This is a genomic window from Peterkaempfera podocarpi (assembly GCF_042466665.1).
Taxonomy (GTDB): domain Bacteria; phylum Actinomycetota; class Actinomycetes; order Streptomycetales; family Streptomycetaceae; genus Peterkaempfera; species Peterkaempfera podocarpi.
Genome location: NZ_CP162102.1, coordinates 5,984,707 through 6,003,175 on the forward strand (window position 1 = coordinate 5,984,707; position 18,469 = coordinate 6,003,175).

General features: G+C 67.8%; 17 protein-coding genes and 6 pseudogenes. 19 read left to right on the forward strand and 4 right to left on the reverse strand.

From position 1 onward, the window contains the following. Positions 1-166 precede the first annotated feature (166 nt). The 11 genes and pseudogenes from AB0761_RS26280 (at position 167) to AB0761_RS26330 (ending at position 6,738) form a co-directional block, all read left to right on the forward strand. Positions 167-1,039, forward strand: a complete 873-nt coding sequence (locus tag AB0761_RS26280) for an alpha/beta hydrolase (protein ID WP_377271606.1) — start codon at positions 167-169, stop codon at positions 1,037-1,039. Then, a complete protein-coding gene (locus AB0761_RS26285) occupies positions 1,036-1,785 on the forward strand; it encodes an amino acid ABC transporter permease (RefSeq protein ID WP_377271607.1) in 750 nt (249 codons plus the stop codon). The genes AB0761_RS26280 and AB0761_RS26285 overlap by 4 nt, the downstream gene beginning before the upstream one ends. Continuing rightward, positions 1,782-2,528 carry an amino acid ABC transporter ATP-binding protein gene (locus AB0761_RS26290; RefSeq protein WP_377271608.1) on the forward strand — a complete coding sequence of 249 codons (747 nt, stop codon included), beginning with the start codon at positions 1,782-1,784 and terminating at the stop codon, positions 2,526-2,528. The genes AB0761_RS26285 and AB0761_RS26290 overlap by 4 nt, the downstream gene beginning before the upstream one ends. 67 nt (positions 2,529-2,595) lie before the next feature. After that, the gene (locus AB0761_RS26295) at positions 2,596-2,793 is read left to right on the forward strand and encodes a hypothetical protein (protein WP_377271609.1); all 198 of its coding nucleotides are present in this window, start codon (positions 2,596-2,598) and stop codon (positions 2,791-2,793) included. Between the two features lie 20 nt (positions 2,794-2,813). Beyond that, positions 2,814-3,443, forward strand: a complete 630-nt coding sequence (locus AB0761_RS26300) for a substrate-binding periplasmic protein (protein WP_377274335.1) — start codon at positions 2,814-2,816, stop codon at positions 3,441-3,443. 400 nt (positions 3,444-3,843) lie between these two features. After that, on the forward strand, positions 3,844-4,227 hold the full coding sequence (locus AB0761_RS26305; protein WP_019886780.1) for a type II toxin-antitoxin system RelE/ParE family toxin: 384 nt from the start codon (positions 3,844-3,846) through the stop codon (positions 4,225-4,227). Beyond that, positions 4,224-4,562: a helix-turn-helix domain-containing protein gene (locus tag AB0761_RS26310; protein WP_377271610.1), complete on the forward strand. Its 339-nt coding sequence runs from the start codon at positions 4,224-4,226 to the stop codon at positions 4,560-4,562. The genes AB0761_RS26305 and AB0761_RS26310 overlap by 4 nt, the downstream gene beginning before the upstream one ends. Positions 4,563-4,597: 35 nt before the next feature. After that, a pseudogene (locus tag AB0761_RS26315) lies at positions 4,598-4,813 on the forward strand (helix-turn-helix domain-containing protein); the annotation flags it as partial. Positions 4,814-4,872: 59 nt separating this feature from the next. Next, the gene (locus tag AB0761_RS26320; protein WP_377271611.1) at positions 4,873-5,007 is read left to right on the forward strand and encodes a hypothetical protein; all 135 of its coding nucleotides are present in this window, start codon (positions 4,873-4,875) and stop codon (positions 5,005-5,007) included. Next, positions 5,004-5,333 carry a helix-turn-helix domain-containing protein gene (locus AB0761_RS26325; RefSeq protein WP_377271612.1) on the forward strand — a complete coding sequence of 110 codons (330 nt, stop codon included), beginning with the start codon at positions 5,004-5,006 and terminating at the stop codon, positions 5,331-5,333. The genes AB0761_RS26320 and AB0761_RS26325 overlap by 4 nt, the downstream gene beginning before the upstream one ends. A gap of 802 nt (positions 5,334-6,135) precedes the next feature. After that, positions 6,136-6,738 (forward strand): recombinase family protein, encoded by a 603-nt coding sequence (locus tag AB0761_RS26330; RefSeq protein WP_377271613.1) that lies wholly within the window; start codon positions 6,136-6,138, stop codon positions 6,736-6,738. A 96-nt stretch (positions 6,739-6,834) separates the two neighbouring features. On the opposite strand, the gene AB0761_RS26335 is transcribed toward AB0761_RS26330, so the two are convergent. Both AB0761_RS26335 and murJ read right to left on the reverse strand, forming a co-directional pair. Continuing rightward, positions 6,835-7,149 carry a hypothetical protein gene (locus AB0761_RS26335; RefSeq protein WP_377271614.1) on the reverse strand — a complete coding sequence of 105 codons (315 nt, stop codon included), beginning with the start codon at positions 7,147-7,149 and terminating at the stop codon, positions 6,835-6,837. A 97-nt stretch (positions 7,150-7,246) separates the two neighbouring features. After that, positions 7,247-8,134 (reverse strand): annotated as a pseudogene (gene murJ / locus AB0761_RS26340) (murein biosynthesis integral membrane protein MurJ); the annotation flags it as partial. Here murJ and AB0761_RS26345 point away from each other — a divergent pair. Then, positions 8,134-8,262 (forward strand): annotated as a pseudogene (locus AB0761_RS26345) (IS481 family transposase); the annotation flags it as partial. The pseudogenes murJ and AB0761_RS26345 overlap by 1 nt on opposite strands. 26 nt (positions 8,263-8,288) lie before the next feature. On the opposite strand, the pseudogene AB0761_RS26350 reads toward AB0761_RS26345, so the two are convergent. Further along, a pseudogene (locus AB0761_RS26350) lies at positions 8,289-8,697 on the reverse strand (hypothetical protein). Positions 8,698-8,699: 2 nt separating this feature from the next. Between AB0761_RS26350 and AB0761_RS26355 the strand changes: the two are divergent. The 4 genes and pseudogenes from AB0761_RS26355 to AB0761_RS26370 all read left to right on the forward strand — a co-directional run. Then, a pseudogene (locus AB0761_RS26355) lies at positions 8,700-8,843 on the forward strand (IS256 family transposase); the annotation flags it as partial. Between the two features lie 612 nt (positions 8,844-9,455). After that, entirely contained in the window at positions 9,456-10,427 is a 972-nt protein-coding gene (locus AB0761_RS26360) for a 3-hydroxyacyl-CoA dehydrogenase NAD-binding domain-containing protein (protein WP_377271615.1), read from the forward strand. A gap of 79 nt (positions 10,428-10,506) precedes the next feature. Next, on the forward strand, positions 10,507-11,379 hold the full coding sequence (locus AB0761_RS26365) for a 3-hydroxyacyl-CoA dehydrogenase (RefSeq protein ID WP_377271616.1): 873 nt from the start codon (positions 10,507-10,509) through the stop codon (positions 11,377-11,379). A gap of 402 nt (positions 11,380-11,781) precedes the next feature. Next, on the forward strand, positions 11,782-13,284 hold the full coding sequence (locus tag AB0761_RS26370; protein WP_377271617.1) for a long-chain fatty acid--CoA ligase: 1,503 nt from the start codon (positions 11,782-11,784) through the stop codon (positions 13,282-13,284). 47 nt (positions 13,285-13,331) lie between these two features. On the opposite strand, the gene AB0761_RS26375 is transcribed toward AB0761_RS26370, so the two are convergent. Further along, positions 13,332-14,597, reverse strand: coding sequence for a PucR family transcriptional regulator (locus AB0761_RS26375; RefSeq protein ID WP_377271618.1), 1,266 nt, complete (start codon positions 14,595-14,597; stop codon positions 13,332-13,334). A gap of 243 nt (positions 14,598-14,840) precedes the next feature. Between AB0761_RS26375 and AB0761_RS26380 the strand changes: the two genes are divergently transcribed. The 3 genes and pseudogenes from AB0761_RS26380 (at position 14,841) to AB0761_RS26390 (ending at position 18,423) form a co-directional block, all read left to right on the forward strand. After that, positions 14,841-16,124 (forward strand): acyl-CoA dehydrogenase family protein, encoded by a 1,284-nt coding sequence (locus tag AB0761_RS26380; RefSeq protein ID WP_377271619.1) that lies wholly within the window; start codon positions 14,841-14,843, stop codon positions 16,122-16,124. Positions 16,125-16,386: 262 nt separating this feature from the next. Continuing rightward, positions 16,387-17,528: pseudogene (locus AB0761_RS26385) on the forward strand (CaiB/BaiF CoA transferase family protein). Positions 17,529-17,637: 109 nt separating this feature from the next. Next, complete coding sequence (locus tag AB0761_RS26390) at positions 17,638-18,423, forward strand: crotonase/enoyl-CoA hydratase family protein (RefSeq protein WP_377271620.1); 786 nt, start codon at positions 17,638-17,640, stop codon at positions 18,421-18,423. Positions 18,424-18,469 lie beyond the last annotated feature (46 nt).

Here is an 18,469-nt window from a genome sequence, read left to right on the forward strand (position 1 = left end):
GGCCGAGGGCTGGCAGAGAGCGCCAAGACGACCACGACTTCCGAGACCAGCGCCCATCATTACCGCGACAGCGGTAGGTGTGTGAGGAGGCCCGCGGAGCCGTATCTACGATGTGCGGCGACCGAGCAGGCCGGCCCGCCGGCCCTGCGGACGAAAGCGAGACCCCTTGTACGACGACTCGGACCTGCCGCCGGTCCCCGTCACCCGGCATCCGCGGGACTTCTATCTGACCGGCCGGACCACGCTTTTCGCGGCCCGCTGCGACCAGCGCTTCTCCTACTGCCTGCATGTGCCGGCCGGGCACGGCCGGGACGCCGAACCGCTGCCGCTGGTCGTCATCCAGCACGGCACCGGCCGGACCGCGGTCGAGTACCGCGACGCGTTCTCGGAGTTCGCCGAGCGGCACCGCTGCATCGTGCTGGCCCCGCTGTTCCCAGCGGGACTGCTCGACTCCGAGGACCTGCACAACTTCAAGTTCATCGAGTACCGGGGCATCCGCTTCGACCAGGTGCTGCTGGAGATCGTCGCGGAGGTGGGGGAGCGGTTCAACGCCCGGACCGACCGCTTCCTGCTCCAGGGCTTCTCCGGCGGCGGGCAGTTCGCGCACCGCTTCTTCTACCTCCACCCGGACCGGCTCGCCGGCGTCTCGATCGGCGCCCCGGGCCGGATCACCCGGCTCGACCCCTCGCTGCCCTGGTGGCTCGGCACCGAGGACTTCGCCGAGCGCTTCGGTCGCGCACCCGAGCTGGCCGCCATGCGCGAGGTCGCGGTCCAGATGGCGGTGGGCGAGGCGGACACCGAGACCTGGGAGATCAACAACCCGGGCGACAGCAACTGGATGGACGGCGCCGACGCCGCAGGCCTGACCCGCATCGACCGGCTGCGCACGCTGCGTGCGGACTTCGAGCGACACGGCATAGCCGTCCGCTTCGACCTGGTGCCGGAAGTGCCCCACGACGGGATGGGAGTGCTGCCCGTGGTCAAGGACTTCTTCGCCGGACTGCTCCCGCCGCAGCCGGCACCCGGAGCAGCAGCATGAACGACTTCCTCCACTCGTTCTTCGACGTTCACGAGATGGCTCAGGTCTTCCCGAGCCTGCTGACCGAAGGCCTGACCAACACCCTGCTGATCGCAGCCCTGGCGATCGTGCTCGGGCTCGCCGTCGGCGGCCTGCTGGCCGTCCTGCTGATCGCCCGCCCCTGGTGGGCGCGGCTGCCGGCGCGCGTGTACGTGGACGTCTTCCGCGGCCTGCCGGCCGTGGTCACCGTCTCCCTGATCGGGCTGGGCCTGCCGGTCGCCGGCCTGCACCTGTTCGGTACCTCGCCGGTCGGCTACGCGGTGCTCGCGGTGGGGCTGATCAACGCCGCGTACATCGCCGAGATCCTGCGCTCCGGCATCCAGAGTGTGCCCGTCGGCCAGATGGAGGCCGGGCGCAGCCTGGGCATGAGCTACCTCAGCACCCTGGCGCTGGTGATCGCCCCGCAGGCGCTGCGCAATGTGCTCCCGGCGCTGGCGAACCAGTTCATCGTCTCGGTCAAGGAGAGCGCCCTGGTCTACCTGCTGGGACTGTCGGTCGGTCAGCGCGAGCTGTACTTCATCGCACAGCAGCAGCAGGCGACCTCGTACAACTCCTCGGCCCTGGTGCTGGCGGGCCTCTTCTATGTGGCGATCACGATCCCGCTCACCTACCTCGTCAACTGGCTCCACCGGCGGCTGGGCGACGGTCGGCGCCTCCCGGCACAGGTCGCCTCGACCGCCGACGTCCTGGAAGGTACCGCCGCATGACCGCTCAGCAGGCGAGGCCGGCGCTCGAACTCGTCGACGTACGCAAGTCCTTCGGCCCGGTCGAGGTGCTCAAGGGCATCTCCGCGCAGGTGGCACCCGGTGAGACCGTCTGCCTGGTCGGGCCGTCCGGCTCGGGCAAGTCCACGCTGCTGCGCTGTGTGAACCTCCTCGAGGTTCCCACCAGCGGCACCATCCGGGTCGAGGGGGAGGAGATCACCGCCCCGCAGGTGGACCTCAATGCGCTGCGCGCCCGGATCGGTATGGTCTTCCAGCACTTCCACCTCTTCCCCCACCTCACGGTCCGCCGCAACATCACCCTGGCGCTGACGCGGGTCCGCAAGCTCGACAAGGACCAGGCGGACGAGGTCGCCGAGCTCCAGCTGAGCCGGGTCGGGCTGGGCCAGTTCGCCGACCGTCGGCCGGCAGCGCTCTCCGGCGGTCAGCAGCAGCGGGTCGCGATCGCCCGGGCGCTGGCCATGGAGCCCACCGTCATGCTCTTCGACGAGGCGACCAGCGCGCTCGACCCGGAGTTGGTCAAGGGCGTGCTCGCGGTCATGCGCGACCTCGCCGGCACCGGGATGACCATGCTCGTGGTGACCCACGAGATGGGGTTCGCGAAGGAAGCCGCCGACCGCGTGATGTTCCTGGAGTCCGGCCAGGTGGTGGAGGAGGGCAACGCCCACGAACTCCTCACCGACCCGCGGACCGACCGGCTGCGCCGGTTCCTCTCCCAGGTGCTCTGACCCTCCCGACCGTTCCTGTCCCGCACCGCCAGCCCCCGACCCACCCACGCATGCAAAGGAGCAACACGTGAGATCCACCGGCTCTCGCCTCCCGGCCCTGCTCGCCGCGAGCGCACTGCTGCTCGGCGCCCTCACCGCGTGCAGCAGCTCGGACTCCGCCCAGCACAAGTACGGACTGATCAACGACGGCGTGATCACCGCCGCCACCATCCCGGACAACGCGCCCTTCGCCTCTCCAGGCCCCGACGGCCGGCCCAGGGCCTGATCATCGATCTGACCGGCATCATCGCAAAGCGGCTCGGGGTCAAGGTCGTCTACAAGCAGACCACCGTCCCGGCAGCGCTGGCCGGCCTGACCTCGGGCCAGTACGACTACGCGGCGGTGTCGCTGAGCCAGACCCCGGAGCGGGCCCGGAACGTGTTGTTCTCCACCCCGCTGACCTGGGGCCAGAACATCACCATGGTCCGCAAGGAGTCGTCCGCGCACACCCTGGCGGACTTCGCCGGGAAGCGCGTCGGCGTCGCCACCGGCAGCTCCCAGGCCGACTACGCCGCCGAGAATCTCAAGCAGTCCAAGATCATCGATTTCAACAACGACAACACTGCTCTCAGCCAGCTGATCAACGGCAGCCTCGACGGCTATGTGATGGGCCTGTCCCAGGCCTCCATCACCATGCAGCAGCACCCAGGCCTGCTGCGGATCGCCACCAGTGCCCTGCAACCCAACCCTGCCGGCGTTGCCTTCCGCAAGGGCAACAAGGCCTTCTACGACGCCTACGAGAAGGAGCTCGCCGCGCTGGTCTCCGACGGGACCTTCCTCAAGCTCTACAACCGCTACTTCACCACCATCCCTTACCGCTCGGAGATGGTCCGCTACTGGCCGCAGCTGAAGGCCCAGCTCGCCGCTCAGAGCTGAGCCCGCCCATCCTGCCGCGCCCCGCAGCTTCCGCACAGGCGGCAGCCGCGGGGCGCGGCATGCCTGTCCGAAACCTGTCGTTGGTGGCGGATTGCCGTTCCTGCTGGCGCTGAGGTAGTCGGTCAGGCGCGCTCAGGGGCGGTCCGCCGGGTGCGCCGGGCTGTGGTCATGCTGCGGATGCCGGCGACGAAGGCGAGTAAGAGGCCGGCGGCCATGACGGCACTGCCGGTCACGGTGCCCGGGCTGTCGGAGGTCGGGTTGGGTGTCAGCTTGTCGGCACGACCATCCTGCGGCCGGATCGCAGGCACATGGCCGACCAGGGGGCCGACCCTCACGCCCGCCGCCGGACTCGCCGAGCGCGGTGGTCGGCGTGCACCCCGTGCCATATATCATCGGCGATATGGACAGTGGGCGGTACTCGATCGAGATCGAGCCGGAGGTGCGGCTGTGGCTGGAGAACATTCCCGCCCATCACTACAAGCAGGCCGAACGCGTCGCCGACCTGCTCGCCGAGCAGCCCACCACGCTCGACGAACCGCACTCTCGCCACCTGGGCGGCAAGCTCCGCGAGCTGCGCTTCCGCCTGGGCGATGCCCATCAGCGGATCACCTACTGGCTGGCGCCCGGCCGACGTGTCGTGCTGCTCACCGTGTTCCGCAAGACCAAGATGCGCGAGCAGGCCGAAGTGGACCGCGCCCACGCCGCACAGCGATTGTGCGAGGCAGAGCATGAAGCCGCCGCCGAGCACGACCTCTACAGCCGCAACCTCAAGGAGAACCGATGAACCACAGCGAATGGAGGACCCGTCGCCACCGCCAGCTGCTGGGCGAACACCTGGACGCTGACCCCGAGTACGACCGGGTCTACGAAGAGGCCGGCCTCGCCATGACGTTGGGCAAGGCCGTCTACGACCGGCGTAAGCAGCTGGGCCTGAGCGAGGCCGACCTCGCCGATCGCATGCACGTCGGCGTCGATGACATCGAGGGCATCGAGACGGCCACCGAGCTGCCGCCCATCGCAGTCATCATGCGCCTGGCCCGCGCATTGGACCTCACGGTGGACGTACACCTCGCCGGCGGAGACGAGCCCACCGTCACCATCGTCGCCCCAGCGGCGTAAGGCGGGGAGGAACCATGCAGGACCCGCTTTCCGCGCTCGCCCGTGAGCTCGGGCAACTCGTCCACGACCGGCGCATCGAGCTCGGGCTCTCCCAGGCCGAGCTGGCCGAGCGGTGCGGGATGAAGCAGCCGCAGATCTCCCGCTTCGAAGGCGGCGGGACCGTGCCTACGCTTCCCCTCCTGCGCCGCCTGGCTCAGGCTCTCGGCGCCGACCTGACCATCAACCTCACCCCGCACAACAAAGCCGCTTGACACGCATTCCGAATTCTTGGAATTCCTGCCGGCGCAACCCCTGGGAAGCGATCTTCCTGGTGGCAGGGGACCAGGCCGGCCGATGGTCGCGCTGGTATCCGGAGGCGATCGCCGTGGCGGAGCAGCGCTACGCGGCCTACCGCGAGGAGAAGAAGGCGGAGCAGGAGCAGCAGACGAAGGAGGAGAGGCGATGAGCCCGGCACGCCGTTGGCGGGATGTGAAGGCGGAGGCCCACCGGCGCCACCCGGAGATGGCCGACCCGGAGCTCCAGGCCCGGGCGGACGCCGAGCTGGATGCCCAGGTCGCGGGGCTTCACCTGAGTGAGCTGCGCAAGATGGTCGGTAAGACCCAGGCCGAGGTTGCGGCCCTGGTGGGTGTTTCGCAGTCGCGGATTTCCCAGATCGAGAACGGGGACATCGAGGCGATGGAACTGGAGACGTTGCGGGCCTACGCCGCGGCGTTGGGCGGCCGTGTGGATGTGACCGTCAGTATCGGCCCCCACGCGGTCAAGGTCGCTTGAGTGCGCCGGAGTACGTCAGCGGGGGCAGCGCCAGCCGTGACGCCGCGCTGCCGCGACGCTGTGTATTTCGGGCCGCCAGCGGCGCCTCAGTCTCCCCCGTTGCGCGAGCATTCGGTGAGCGGACGACGACGGACTGCCCGGCACGCCTCGTCATGAGGTGGTAGAGAAATCGATGCTTTGTCGGACAAATAGCTCCCGTGACGGACCGGATGGCACGGTCCGTCACGGGAGCTGTAGCGCTTACAAAGCAGGGGTCGGCGGTTCGAAACCGTCTGCGCCCACCCTTGCAGGCCTCTGACCTGTGGTTTTGCCGGAAATCGGGCTAGAAATCACAACCTCTCGCCTCTGCCTTTACTGCAGGTGAGCGAGGTTTTGGGGCGGGCTTCGGTGCCCTGGGCGGATGTCGCTGACCTGCGGCTTTGTTGAGGGGTTGCGTGTCGTGCGAGCGCCCTCCCTCCTGCGTGAGCATTCGGTGAGCGGCCCCGCTGACATCGCGTCAGTTAATGAGTTCAGGTGGCCGGATTTGTAGCCTTTGGGGGCTTCTTGCACGAGTGCTATCCCAGCCCGCGCGGGGCGGGATCGGTGTGGATCGGGAGGCCCGCCGGTGCCCCGCCTGGGTCAATCCTGGGCTCCGTGCCCGATGCCGTTGGTGCGCCGGGGCTCCCCGGTTCAGATGCGGAGGGTGGGGGGCTGACCGGGGGAGGTCGGTGCCCATGGTGTCGGCTCTGCCGGGCTGGGGACGACGGTGTGCTGGAGGCAAGGCGTCCAGACCAGTGCCCTCGCAGACAGTGGCATGCCGCGCTTGTACGGCTTCGACAACCAGGCGCTGACGCGTGTCCGCGTTCAGGAGCGGCAGGTCGTACGGGAGGCCGTGAGTCGCCGCAAGGCCGGGCAATCCCGCGCCCAGGTCGCGGCCTGGATGAACGCCGAAGGCCACCGAGGCACCATGGGCGGCGAGTGGAACAGCATGACGCTGGGCCGCTTGCTCGACAACCCCGCGATTGCAGGTCTGGAGCGGGACCCGGATACGGGTGAGCTGGTCGAGACCGGTCGCGAGGCGCTGATCACCCCAGAGGAGTTCCGGGAGCTGCAGCAGCTCCCGGATCGCCGGCGCGGTGTAGCTGACGCTGACCGCGAGCCTGAATACGAGTATCTGCTGGGCCGTGGCCTGTCAGAGTGTGGGCTTTGCCACCAGCCGCTGGCGGGGAGCCGCACGAGCGCCAAGACGCCGTCGTACAGGTGCCTGACTAGCTTCGAGGGGAGGCGGGGATGCGGGAAGGTGCGCATCACCGCCTCCACGATCCACGACAACCTCTGCCCGGTCTTCGACAACAAGCCCGCCTGCGTTCACCACCGTCCGCGGGAGCCGCTGGAGACCGAGGCCGTTGTCGACGCGACTGTTTAGGCCGCCGTCGCCGCTGGTGTCGACTTCGACGACGGTTCGGACCAGTGCCTCCGCATGTCCTTGCTCGCAGGACAGCGCAGGCATCCAGATCAGGTGTTACCTGCGAGGTGCTGCCTGCCACATCCTGCCGAGGATCTTTCCCCAGGCGCCTGGTGCCAGGCTGCTCACGGCAGCTCTGGGGTGGGGCAGATGCCGCGAGGCGCGCACCATTTCCTTCCGCAGCCTTCGTGCTGCTCTTGGGCTGCGGGGCAGGTTCCGCCACTGGGCCTCCAGGATGGCCAGGCGGCGGCGCAGCTCGATCGGTGGGTTGCCGAAGACGACCTCGTAGCGGAGCTCCGCGATCTCCCTGCGGAGCCTGGCTATCCGTGCGCGGTCGCGGCGGCGCTGCGCCTTCTCGGTGTTCTTCTTCATCCGGTTCGGGCCCTTCGCGTCGTCCTGGGGTTGCTTCGCCCACGGCCGTGCGCCGCGGTGGGCAGACGCACGGCCGTGGGCGGGGCGTGAGGGCTGGTTAGCGCCCGATGCGTCCGCGGACCATTGCGAGCATGCCGGTGAGTTCGGGAATGCCCATGCGCCTGGAGGTCAGGAAGAACAGGCCCAGCAGGAGGGCGAAGCCGACCACGACGGTGGTCAGGGAGGCCATGACGCCGCTGCCCAGGAGACCGGTGAGCAGCCACGCCGTAGCCCCGGCCGCCAGCGTGCCGGGGATGCTGGCCGCGATGAGTCGGGTGTAGGTGCGGGCGATGCGCTTGCCGTCCAGGTCGCCGCCCAGGCGGCGGCGCAGCCGCTTGACGGCGACGCGGACGCCGATGATGTACGCCAGCCCGTAGCAGGCGGCCATCCCGACGACGGCCCAGCGGGCCGGCAGCAGGACGAAGCACACAGCCGCACCGACGGCGTTGGCGGCCGCGACGATCACTGTGTTGTAGAAGGGCGTCTTGGTGTCCTCGTAGGCGTAGAAGCCGCGCAGGACGACGTACTGGGCGGAGTAGGGGATCAGGCCCAGGCCGAAGGCCATCAGCACGAATCCGATGTTGCGTGCGCCGTCCGCGCCGGAGCTGGGGTACATCAGGGTGGACATGGGGACGCCGAGCGCGAGGAAGGCGAAGGCGCACGGGACGATGGCCACGGCGGAGGTCCGCAGTCCGTAGGAGATGTCCTCGCGTACGGCCCCGACATCGCCGTCGACGGCGGCCCGGGTGATCCGGGGGAGGACCGCTGTCATCACGGACACGGTCACGATGGCCTGGGGCATCTGCCACGGCTGCAGGCCGTAGTTGTAGGCCGTGATGCCGGAGCCGGGGTGCCCCTGCTTGAAGGCTACGTCGCCGGCCCAGGTCGCCAGCTGCGTGACGACGATCATGCCGACCTGGTTGGCGAGGACGACAGCTCTACACCACCAACACCGAACGCACCGCCGCCTTGGCCAACTTCCTGCATAGCTACAACTACCATCGCTGCCACACCGCACACGCAGGCCACCCCCCGATCACCCGCGTCAACAACCCTGCGGGTCAGTACACCTAGGCGGTGCCCGGCGGATCTTGTCGTCGCTAGACCGCAGCGGCGGGGAACAGGCGCTGTACGGCTGCCACGATGGCTGCCAGGAACGTTGCGCGTGCTTCCTCGTCTGCGGGCAGCAGGTCGGCTTGGCCGGCCCAGGACATGGCGAGTTGGTTGACGAACACCAGGATGTCGGCGGGGTCCCAGGCCGGGTCCAGATGGCCGGCTTTCTGCGCGTCGCGCAGTTGCGCGGTCTTGTGGCGCACGGTGGCCTGAGCGGGGTCGTCGGGGCCGGGGGCGGGCGAGTTCGAGGCGGCCCCAGTGCATGAGGCGAAGGCGTTCGGGGTGGGCAGTGAAGTAGTCGTGGACGCGGCCGGCGTATCCGGGGAGGTCGGTGGGGTCCAGGCGGGTGGCGTTGGCGACCGCTGCCAGTTCGTGGGCGGCAACGGTCGCGTACAGCTGTCGGCGCCGTGCTGGCCGAGCAGAACGACGAGTGGACCGAAGCCCGGCGCTACATGGGCCTCGACCTCCTCGCCAAGGCCCGCCTCCACCCGATCGACGGAACCGCCGAAGACACCGCCACCCCAGCCGAACTGACCGCATAACCTCGACACGGATCACCGAGTGGCCGACTCATACACCACTCCAGCGGACGTGACCTGGGTTTGGGCACTGGTGCATGGGTGCAGTCGGCAGAGCCGCCGGGACATCGGGCGGTTCCAGCGCCGACCATGCCTCACAGGCCGTCCGGACCGACATCACCTGAACTCGCAACGTGACCGGAATCCGGCCCTCCGGCGGTCCCCGAGATGCCCCGGGTGGGCAAGAGTCGCACCCTGGAACGGAGCCACAGGAGCCACCGCCAGGGCCGCCGATCGCGGAGTCCTCGTACCCGTGGTCACGCGCCAGGCCACCCGATTGAACGAGCAAGAAGAGGCCGGTGGGCGGACTCGAGCCGCATGTACCGACCGCGCGAGAAGGGAGCACCGCAGTTTTCCCGGCCCTCTTAGGCCCCTACCGCCGTGCCACGGTCGGCGCGTCCGGTGCTTCCCCCACGTTGGGCAGGGCCGCCGGCCTTGCCTGACCGCGCCGCAGACAGCGCGAGCAGCGCAACAAGGCGGCCGACGACAGGCTGGCCGAGCTGTCCTGGCCTCTGACCATCTGGCCGTGGTTCCGCTCGCCTACGGGCACCCGACACTCAGGAGCAACGACAAGCCATGAACACACGCAAACCCGTCCATCATGTAGCGATCGTCGGAACCGGCACCATCGGAGCGAGCTGGGCCACGCACTATCTCGCTCGGGGCTTCGACGTCACAGCAACCGACCCTGGCCCCGGTGCGGAAGACGCCCTTAGGTCGTATGTGGACGCAGCATGGGATGCGGCGGCCACACTTGGAGCCGAGCCCGGAGCCTCACCCGACCGTCTGAGATTCACCACCGACATGCGGCAGGCCGTGGCTGGCGCCGATTTCGTGCAGGAGAACGCACCGGAGCGCCCGGAACTGAAGGTCAAGCTGTTCGCCGACATCGACGACGCCACGCCGCCGCCGGATTCGATCATCGCGTCGAGTTCGTCGGGCATCACGATGAGCGTCATCCAGGCGGAGTGCCGGCATCCGGAGCGCACCCTCATCGGGCATCCCTTCAACCCGCCGCACATCATCCCACTGGTCGAAGTCGTTGGCGGAACGAGAACCGCACCGGAGACGATCCGGGACGCCTTGTCCTTCTACGCCGCCATCGGCAAGAAGCCGATCCACCTCAAAAAGGAACTCCCCGGTCACGTCGCCAACCGTATCCAGGCCGCGCTGTACCGCGAGGTCGTCCACCTGATCAAGGAGGGAGTACTCGACGTCGCGGACTCCGACGACGCGGTGTCCTGGGGGCCAGGACTCAGGTGGGGCGTCATGGGACCCAGTCTGCTGTGGCATCTGGGCGGAGGCGAGGGTGGCATCCAGCATTTCATGGACACTCTCATGCCGCGTTTGATCGGGATGTGGGAGGAACTGGGCACCCCGGAACTCACGCCCGACCTCAAGGAGAAGATCGTCGACGGCGTCCTGGAAGAGGCGGACGGTCACTCGGTCGACGAACTGGCCGCCCAGCGCGACGCGATGCTGCTCAGCCTGCTCGCCGTGCGCGCCACACCCGGCCCGCCCCGCGACGCAGCCGATCGGTCGGCATGAGACAGCACCCCTTACCCCCCGAGCAGCGGGCTCCCACCCGAGAGGAGAGACGGTGATACAACGGCAGGAAAGACTGTTCGTGCTCGAACTCAGTGGCGGTCGAGTGTTCTCCGTGAAACCCGACGGCACCGACAAGAAGATCATCGTCACCGGCTGCAGGTTCCCCGATGGTGTGGCCGTCGATGTGGAGGCGGGGCACATCTACTGGACGAACATGGGATCTCCGCCGGTGAACGACGGCTCGATCGAGCGCGTCGACCTGGACGGGAGCAACCGGACGACGATCGTTCCCAGCGGTGGAACGTACACCCCGAAGCAGCTGCATCTGGAGGTCGTCAACCGGAAGCTGTACTGGGGCGACCGCGAAGGAATGCGCGTCATGCGCTGCGACCTCGACGGATCGAACATCGAGACGCTCGTGCAGACAGGGCAGGGAGACGACGACCGCCGCGACCAGACCAGATGGTGCGTCGGAGTCGCCGTCGACCCTGGCGGCGGGCATCTGTACTGGACGCAGAAAGGACCGAGCGATGCGGGACTCGGGAAGATCCTGCGGGCCGGGATCGACGTGCCCACCGGCGAATCCGCAGCCGACCGCAGGGACATCGAGGTGCTGCTCCAGGGGCTGCCGGAGCCGATCGACCTGGATCTCGACCTCACGGAGCGCACGCTGTACTGGACCGACCGCGGGGACCCGCCGCGAGGCAACTCCGTGAACCGTACGCCGGTGGACGCGCCGAACGGGCAGCGGGAGCCCGAGATTCTGTGGACCCATCTGATGGAAGGCATCGGCATCGCTCTCGATCTGGACGGCAGCCGCATATTCGTGACCGACATGGCCGGGACCGTCTACGCGGCCGATCTCGACGGATCGAACCGCAGAGAGATCCTCATCGCGCAGGGCAACCTCACCGGGATCGCCCATGTCGTGATTCCCACCGAGCAGCCGTAGGCGGGTGAGATCTGCGAACAATGACCTGAGATGCGGCACCCAGGTGGTGCGGCAGAATGGACATTGGATCCTTCGTGCATGCCGGTGGTGCACGCGATGGGATTCCGCCGGCGATCGCGCAAGACTCCGGCGCCCCGGTCGCACGGTCCCGTGCGAGGTGCGAGGTGGACGACGGGCGGATTCGTTGGACCCGCGCCCAGTGTGGCAGTGGGACCACGCCCGCTATGGGACGCCAACGTCGCCATTGAGAAGGCCGCGGAGCGCAAGCCGCGACCAATGAGGTGATCTCGACGGCGATCACCTGCAGGTTCCGTTGGGCACGAGGGCGGCGCGCGTCATCTCGCCGCTCCTGCTGAGGCTACGCGGTCGACGAAGGCAAGCATTCTGAAGGGTGGCCCTGCCGTGAACCTCGCGTCGAACGTCATACGAAGCGCCCGCTCCTACCCGGACCGCGCCGCGCTGCGTCTGGGGGATGACATCCTCTCGTATCGCGCGCTCGACCAGGTCAGCGCCCGCATGGCCGGACTGCTCCGCGACCGCGGCGTCAAACCAGGCGACCAAGTTGCGATCATGCTGCCCAACAGTCCGGAATTCGCCATCGCCTACCTCGGCGTGCTCCGGGCCGGCGGCATCGTCGTTCCAATGAACCCCCTGCTCAAGGCCCGGGAGGTCGCCTACTACCTCGGCGACTCAGGCGCCCGCCTGCTGTTCGCGCGGCCCGCCTTCGCCGACGAGGTACGGACCGGCGCACAGCAGGTCGAGGCTGATGCGATAATAGTCGGCCCTGGTGGATTCGAGGCTCTGCTCGAATCCGCCCCACTCGGCGAGGACGTGATCGAGCGGCACGAGGACGACACCGCGGTGATCCTCTACACCTCGGGAACGACCGGTCAGCCGAAGGGCGCCGAACTGACCCACGCCAACCTCACCCGCAACTGCGACATCGTGTCGGCCCAGTTGCTCCATCTCACCTCGGACGACGTGATCTTCGGTGGGCTCCCCCTGTTCCACGCGTTCGGGCAGAGCTGCACGCTCAACGCCGCCGTCGCCTCCGGTGCGTGTCTGACGCTGCTGCCGCGCTTCGACGCCGGGCAGGCGCTGCGGATGCTGGCCGAGCACGGGGTGACGGTCTTCGCCGGGGTGCCGACGATCTTCAGCAGGCTGTTGCAGCCGCCGGACCGGGACGTCTACGACCTCTCCCGGCTCCGGCTGGCCGTCTCTGGTGGCGCGGCGATGCCGCTCCAGGTGCTGCGCGCCTTCGAGGCCGCGTTCGACTGTGTCGTGCTCGAAGGGTACGGCCTGTCGGAGACCTCGCCGGTCGCCTCGTTCAGCCGCCTGGACGCCCCCCGCAGGCCCGGCTCGATCGGCACCCCGATCGACGGCGTCCAGATGCGGGTGGTCGACGACAGCGACACCGAGGTACCGCAGGGCGAATCCGGCGAGATCGTGATCCGCGGGCACAATGTGATGAAGGGGTACTGGCGGCGCCCTGAGGCCACGGTCGCCGCGATCCGCAACGGCTGGTTCCACACCGGCGACCTCGGCCGGATCGACCAGGACGGATACTTCTGGATTGTCGGCCGGGAGAAGGACCTGATCAATCGAGGCGGGTACAAGATCTATCCGCGCGAAGTCGAAGACGTGCTGTACGAGCATCCGGCGGTGGCCGATGCCGCGGTCATCGGCCTGCCCGATCCCGATCTCGGCGAGGAGGTCGGCGCCGCCGTCGTTCTCAAGCCAGGCGCCGCCACCACAGCCCAGGAACTGCGTGAATACGTCAAGCGCCAGGTCGCCGTGTACAAATATCCGCGGAAGGTATGGATAGTGGACGCGCTGCCGAAAGGGTCCACCGGCAAGATCCTCAAGCGGGAGATCGTCCCGCCGGCCGCGTTGGGCAGACCATGAGCGGACTTCGCGTCCAACGTGACCACGAGGACCGCCGAGGTGCACGGTCAGGACGGGTCCGGGTCAGTTCGCAGGAATGACGAGCCGAGGTACTGGACGGCGAGCAGCGCCATCTCCAGGTCCCGGCGCCCTTCCTGCAACGGACGCCCCAGGGCTTCCTCGGCTTTTCGGATGCGGTACTGCACAGTATTCTTGTGCAGGATCTGGCGGCTGGCGGTGGCGGTGTAGCTGCAGCCGGTGGCGAGGAAGGTCCGCAAGGTCTCCCTCAGTCGTGCGCAGTGCTCGTCATCGACGGCCAGAGCACCGAGCACGCTCCACACCCAGGCGCGGGTGTCCTCGATGTTCGTGCACATCAATGCGATTGGCGCCACCCTGGCGTAGATGGTGACCCGGGGTTCCGGCCCTGCGGCCATAGCCAGTTCCTGTGCGCGTACAGCTTGGCGATGAGTACGACGGAAACCCTCGACGCCGGGCTCCACGTCCCCTACGGCAGCCCTCGCGGTGGGGTCGCCGTCCTCGACCGCGTTCGCCAGCTTGTCCCAGGAAAGGTCGCGGGACGAGCCGAAGGGTAGCCAGGCCCAGGCCAGGGTCTCGTCTTGGGCAGCGAACAGCGATTTGGAAGAGCAGTTGAGTTCTTCGCCGATCCGGCTTGTTAGCCGGTCGAGTCGTTCGAGCCCCTCACCGCCGAGGGGGGCCTCGGGTAGCCAGAGCAGCATCCCCACGTGATGGGTTTGGCGTAGGCGATAACCGAGGGCTGATTCCGCCGAGTCGGGATCCATGTGCTTCCCGGCAAGGATCTCTTGCACGCGTATGGCGTGTACGCCAGTCTGGCCCAGCAGCCAACGGTCCCGTTCGAGTTGGTAGACCTCGATCACTCGTTCGCTGACACGGTCGATGTATCCGAAGCTCAGCTCCAGCATGAGGCGGGCGGTAGCCGCGCAGACATCCTCATCGGGTCCGTGACGGCGGAGTTCGTCCATGCACCACCGCAGGAAACGGCAGTGGCCGAGCCGGTAAGCCCTGATGAGCGAGCTGACGGGAACATTGCGCTGGGCCAGCCGCCGCGCATAATCCAATGCGGCCGCAGGTCCTTCAACGTCGGCCAGCGGCATATCGTTCTCAAAGCCGTGCAGCAATGTGGCAACATTTTCCTCGACGCTCGCCATGAGCGTGTTGAGAATTATTCCGTCGCCCCTCAGCTGCGGTATTTCGGCAACAATGACCTCCCACACGTCCTGGCTGACTTCCGGCATGTGCCCCGCGATCTTCGACGCCACGGCAGCCAGGCACTTTTCCGCTTCGACGCTGCCCACGGCCATATCGTCACGCTATCGCGACGGTCCCCGCGGCGCCATCCAGCGCATCCAGCAGCCAGGTCTTCCGGCTCGGTGCCTTCCGTGCGGGAGCGGTGACCCTGAGTGCATCGGGTCACCGGTACGAATTTCTTCGAGGAGTTCGTGCTCCGCGTCCGATGGTTTCTCTGCGACCGGACCGTAGCCTCGTTTTCATGAGGGCGGATCGGACCCAGATCGACCCAATAAAGGAGCGCCGGACGGATGAACGCGAAGCGCCAGGACACGATAACGCCGATCGACGTCACCACCGTCGGCTCCGGGAATGGTCAGCCGGTGGTTCAACCGCCAGTGCTGGGTGGACCCGAGCACACGGACTACTACCTGCTGAACGAGCTACTCACGGACGAACAGCAGACACTGCGTCAGCGCGTACGTGAGTTCATGGACCAGGAAGTCATCCCCATCATCAACCCCTACTGGGAGCGCGCGGAGTTTCCGCATGAGCTGGTGCCCAAGCTGGCGGAGTTGGGCATTGCGGGTTTCCAGATTCCCGGATACGGCTCGCCCGGGATGAGCAACGTGACGGCCGGTGTGGTGATCATGGAGCTGGCCCGCGGCGATCTGAGCATGTCCACTTTCATGGGGGTTCACTCCGCGCTGGCCATGATGTCGATCGACCTGCTGGGCTCGGAGGAGCAGAAGCAGCGTTTCCTGCCGCAGATGGCACGTCTGGAGAAGATCGGCGCCTTCGGCCTGACAGAGCCCGCTCATGGAACGGACGTGGTCAAGCTGGAGACGGTCGCGCACCGGGACGGCGACTCCTACGTACTCAACGGCCACAAGCGGTGGATCGGCAACGCGACCTTCGCCGACTACGTGATCATCTGGGCTCGCGGCGACGACGGTCACGTTGGCGGGTACATCGTGGAGAAGGGCACCACCGGGTTCGACCCCGAGTTCATCGGGGGCAAGACGGCCCTGCGCTGTGTACAGAACGCGCAGATCTCCCTGAAGGACGTGCGGGTGCCCGCCGAGAACCGGCTGACCGAGTGTCACACTTTTCGCGACACCGAGAAGGTTCTGCTGGCCTCACGATTCTGTGTGGCCTGGGAGTCTGTCGGCGCCGCGATCGCCGGCTACGAGACCGCCCTCGCCTACGCCAAGCAGCGCAAGCAGTTCGGCGTACCGCTGGCGTCCTTCCAGCTCGTCCAGTACCGGCTGGCGCGGATGTTGGCGGATGTCACCGACATGGTGTGCATGAACTACCGGCTCAGCCAGCTCATGGACGAGGGCAAGATGTCGATGCCGCGGGTCGCGCTGGCCAAGATGCACTACACGGAACGCGCCCGGGCCATTCTCGCCGACGCCCGCGACATGCTCGGTGGCAACGGAATCCTGCTCGACTATCACGTTGCCCGGCATCTGTGCGACATCGAGGCCATTGACACCTACGAGGGCACCGACACCGTGCAGGCACTGATCGTAGGCCGCGACATCACGGGATACAACGCCTTCGTGCCCATGGCCCCCAACGGCCACCACTAGCACCGGCGCGCGATCGCACCCCGCGCCACACAGCGCCGGCTCTGCGACTGCACGACCGGCCACGTCAGTACCCGCTTCGCCGCGGCGCCGCCTGCCGTGCGTCCTGGCTGCCCGCGCGCAGGCGGTGCCGGCGAGGACACCTGCGTGTCCGCCGGACAACCCCGCGGAAGAGGAACCTGCCATGGAGAACACGCCCTTGCTGCTGGAGGGACTGCACGTCCTCGATGTCGCCAGCTTCATCGCTGGCCCGGCCGCGGCCACGATGCTCGGCGACTTCGGCGCCGACGTCGTCAAGGTGGAACCGCCGCACACCGGCGACAGTTACCGTGGCCTCAGCCGGATGCCTCCCAACCCCCAGGTCGAAGGGGTCAACTACCCCTGGCAACTCGACAACCGCAACAAGCGCAGCATCGAGCTCAACCTGAAATCGTCCGACGCCCGCTCCGTACTCGAACGACTGGTGCGGTGGGCCGACGTTCTGGTCACCAACTTCCCGCCCCACACCCGGGACAAGCTCGGCCTGGACTACGACGATCTCGCCTCCATCAACCCCCAGCTGATCTATGCCGACGTCACCGGCTTCGGCGAGGCAGGTCCGGACGCGCATCTGCCCGGCTTCGACGTCACGGCATTCTGGGCACGCAGCGGCCTGATGGACTTCACCCGCCAGCGCGACGCGGCCCCGGCCATCAACGCGTTCGGCTCCGGAGACCACCCCACCGCGATCACCCTGTTCGCCGGGATCATGACGGCCCTGTACCGACGCGAGAAGACCGGCCAGGGCGCACGCGTCAGCGCGTCCTTGGTCGCCGAGGGTGCCTGGGCTGCGGGAATGTGGCTGCAGGCCACCCTGCTCGGCGGGAAGCCCCCCGGCCCGTCGACCGCTCCGACCCGCCCAACGCCCTGGCCAACGTGTACCGCACCGCGGACGACCGCTGGATCCTCCTGGCCTTCGCCAACGAGGACAAGCAGGTTCCCCTCTTCCTCAAGGCCATCGGCCAGCCCGAGGCCGCCGAGGACCCTCGGTTCCACGACACCGCAAGCCGCCGCGCCCACGCCGCTGACATCGTCACGCTGCTGGACAAGCGGTTCGCCACGCGTCCCCTGGCCGAATGGCGCGAGGTGCTCGATGCGGCCGGCCTCACCTACGGGGTCGTCCAGACACTGGAGGAATTCGCTCACGACCCCCAACTGCTGGCCAACCAGATCGTGGTGCCGATCGATGACGGGAGCAGCGAACCACACCTGACCGTCAACAGTCCCGTGCACCTGGACCAGGAGTCGAAGGTTCCGCCACACCCGGCTCCCGACCTGGGCGAGCACACCGAGGAAGTCCTCACAGAACTCGGATTCCGTGCCGACGACATCGCATCCCTGCGTACCGGCGGAGCGATCCCCGGCTAGCAGTGGCCCGAAAACAACACCCCGGCTCCGGGCCGCGAGTACCCCCGAGGAGTCCTCCGCCGTCAGCAGCAGACGACCCGCACCGCGGGAAAGACTAGGAATCCCCACCATGACCAACAATCCCACCGCGGATGCGCCCACCGTGCGCACCGAAGAACACGACGGTGTCCTCGTGATCACCATTGACCGGCCCAAGGTACGCAACGCAATCGACGGTGCCACCGCTCGGGCGCTGGCCGAAGCCTTCGACCAACTCGACGCCCAGGACGACCTGTTGGTCGGTGTACTCACCGGTTCCGGAGGCATTTTCAGCGCGGGGATGGACCTTAAGGCGTTCGCGAAGGGAGACACTCCGGTCATCCCCGGGCGGGGCTTTGCGGGCCTCACCCGATCCGACCTCCGTACCCCGCTCATCGCCGCCGTCGAAGGCTGGGCGCTGGGCGGCGGCACCGAGATGGCACTCGCCTGCGATCTGATCGTGGCCGCCCAGAACGCCACCTTCGGCCTCACCGAGGTGACGTTCGGCCTGGTTCCCCCAGAAGGAGGAATCGTACGGCTGCCCGAACGCATTCCCCGTAACATGGCCGTGGAGATTCTCCTCACCGGCGACCCCCTGCCCGCCGAACGGGCTCACCAACTCGGCCTCGTCAACCACCTCACCCCACCCGGCGAGACGCTCACCAAGGCCGTGGAACTGGCCCACCGCATCGCGCGCAACGCCCCGCTGTCCATTGCGGCCGTCAAACGCGCGGTCAACGAGCGCACCGCATACGGCGATCAGGACGCGTTCCGCCAGCAGGACCAACTCGTCGCACCGGTTCTTGCGTCCCACGACGCGCAGGAAGGTGCCCACGCCTTCGCCGAAAAGCGATCCCCCCACTGGGAAGGCCGCTGACTCATCGAAGACCTCAGTGAGGCACGGGCCGTCCCGAACCACGAAA

What these genes read in the sequence shown, in the direction of transcription:
- AB0761_RS26285 (WP_377271607.1), top strand. Translation starts at nt 1,036, where the DNA reads ATGAACGACTTCCTCCACTCGTTCTTCGACGTTCACGAGATGGCTCAG.
- AB0761_RS26290 (WP_377271608.1), top strand. Translation starts at nt 1,782, where the DNA reads ATGACCGCTCAGCAGGCGAGGCCGGCGCTCGAACTCGTCGACGTACGC.
- AB0761_RS26305 (WP_019886780.1), top strand. Translation starts at nt 3,844, where the DNA reads ATGGACAGTGGGCGGTACTCGATCGAGATCGAGCCGGAGGTGCGGCTG.
- AB0761_RS26310 (WP_377271610.1), top strand. Translation starts at nt 4,224, where the DNA reads ATGAACCACAGCGAATGGAGGACCCGTCGCCACCGCCAGCTGCTGGGC.
- AB0761_RS26325 (WP_377271612.1), top strand. Translation starts at nt 5,004, where the DNA reads ATGAGCCCGGCACGCCGTTGGCGGGATGTGAAGGCGGAGGCCCACCGG.
- AB0761_RS26335 (WP_377271614.1), bottom strand. Translation starts at nt 7,149, where the DNA reads ATGAAGAAGAACACCGAGAAGGCGCAGCGCCGCCGCGACCGCGCACGG.
- AB0761_RS26360 (WP_377271615.1), top strand. Translation starts at nt 9,456, where the DNA reads ATGAACACACGCAAACCCGTCCATCATGTAGCGATCGTCGGAACCGGC.
- AB0761_RS26380 (WP_377271619.1), top strand. Translation starts at nt 14,841, where the DNA reads ATGAACGCGAAGCGCCAGGACACGATAACGCCGATCGACGTCACCACC.
- AB0761_RS26390 (WP_377271620.1), top strand. Translation starts at nt 17,638, where the DNA reads ATGACCAACAATCCCACCGCGGATGCGCCCACCGTGCGCACCGAAGAA.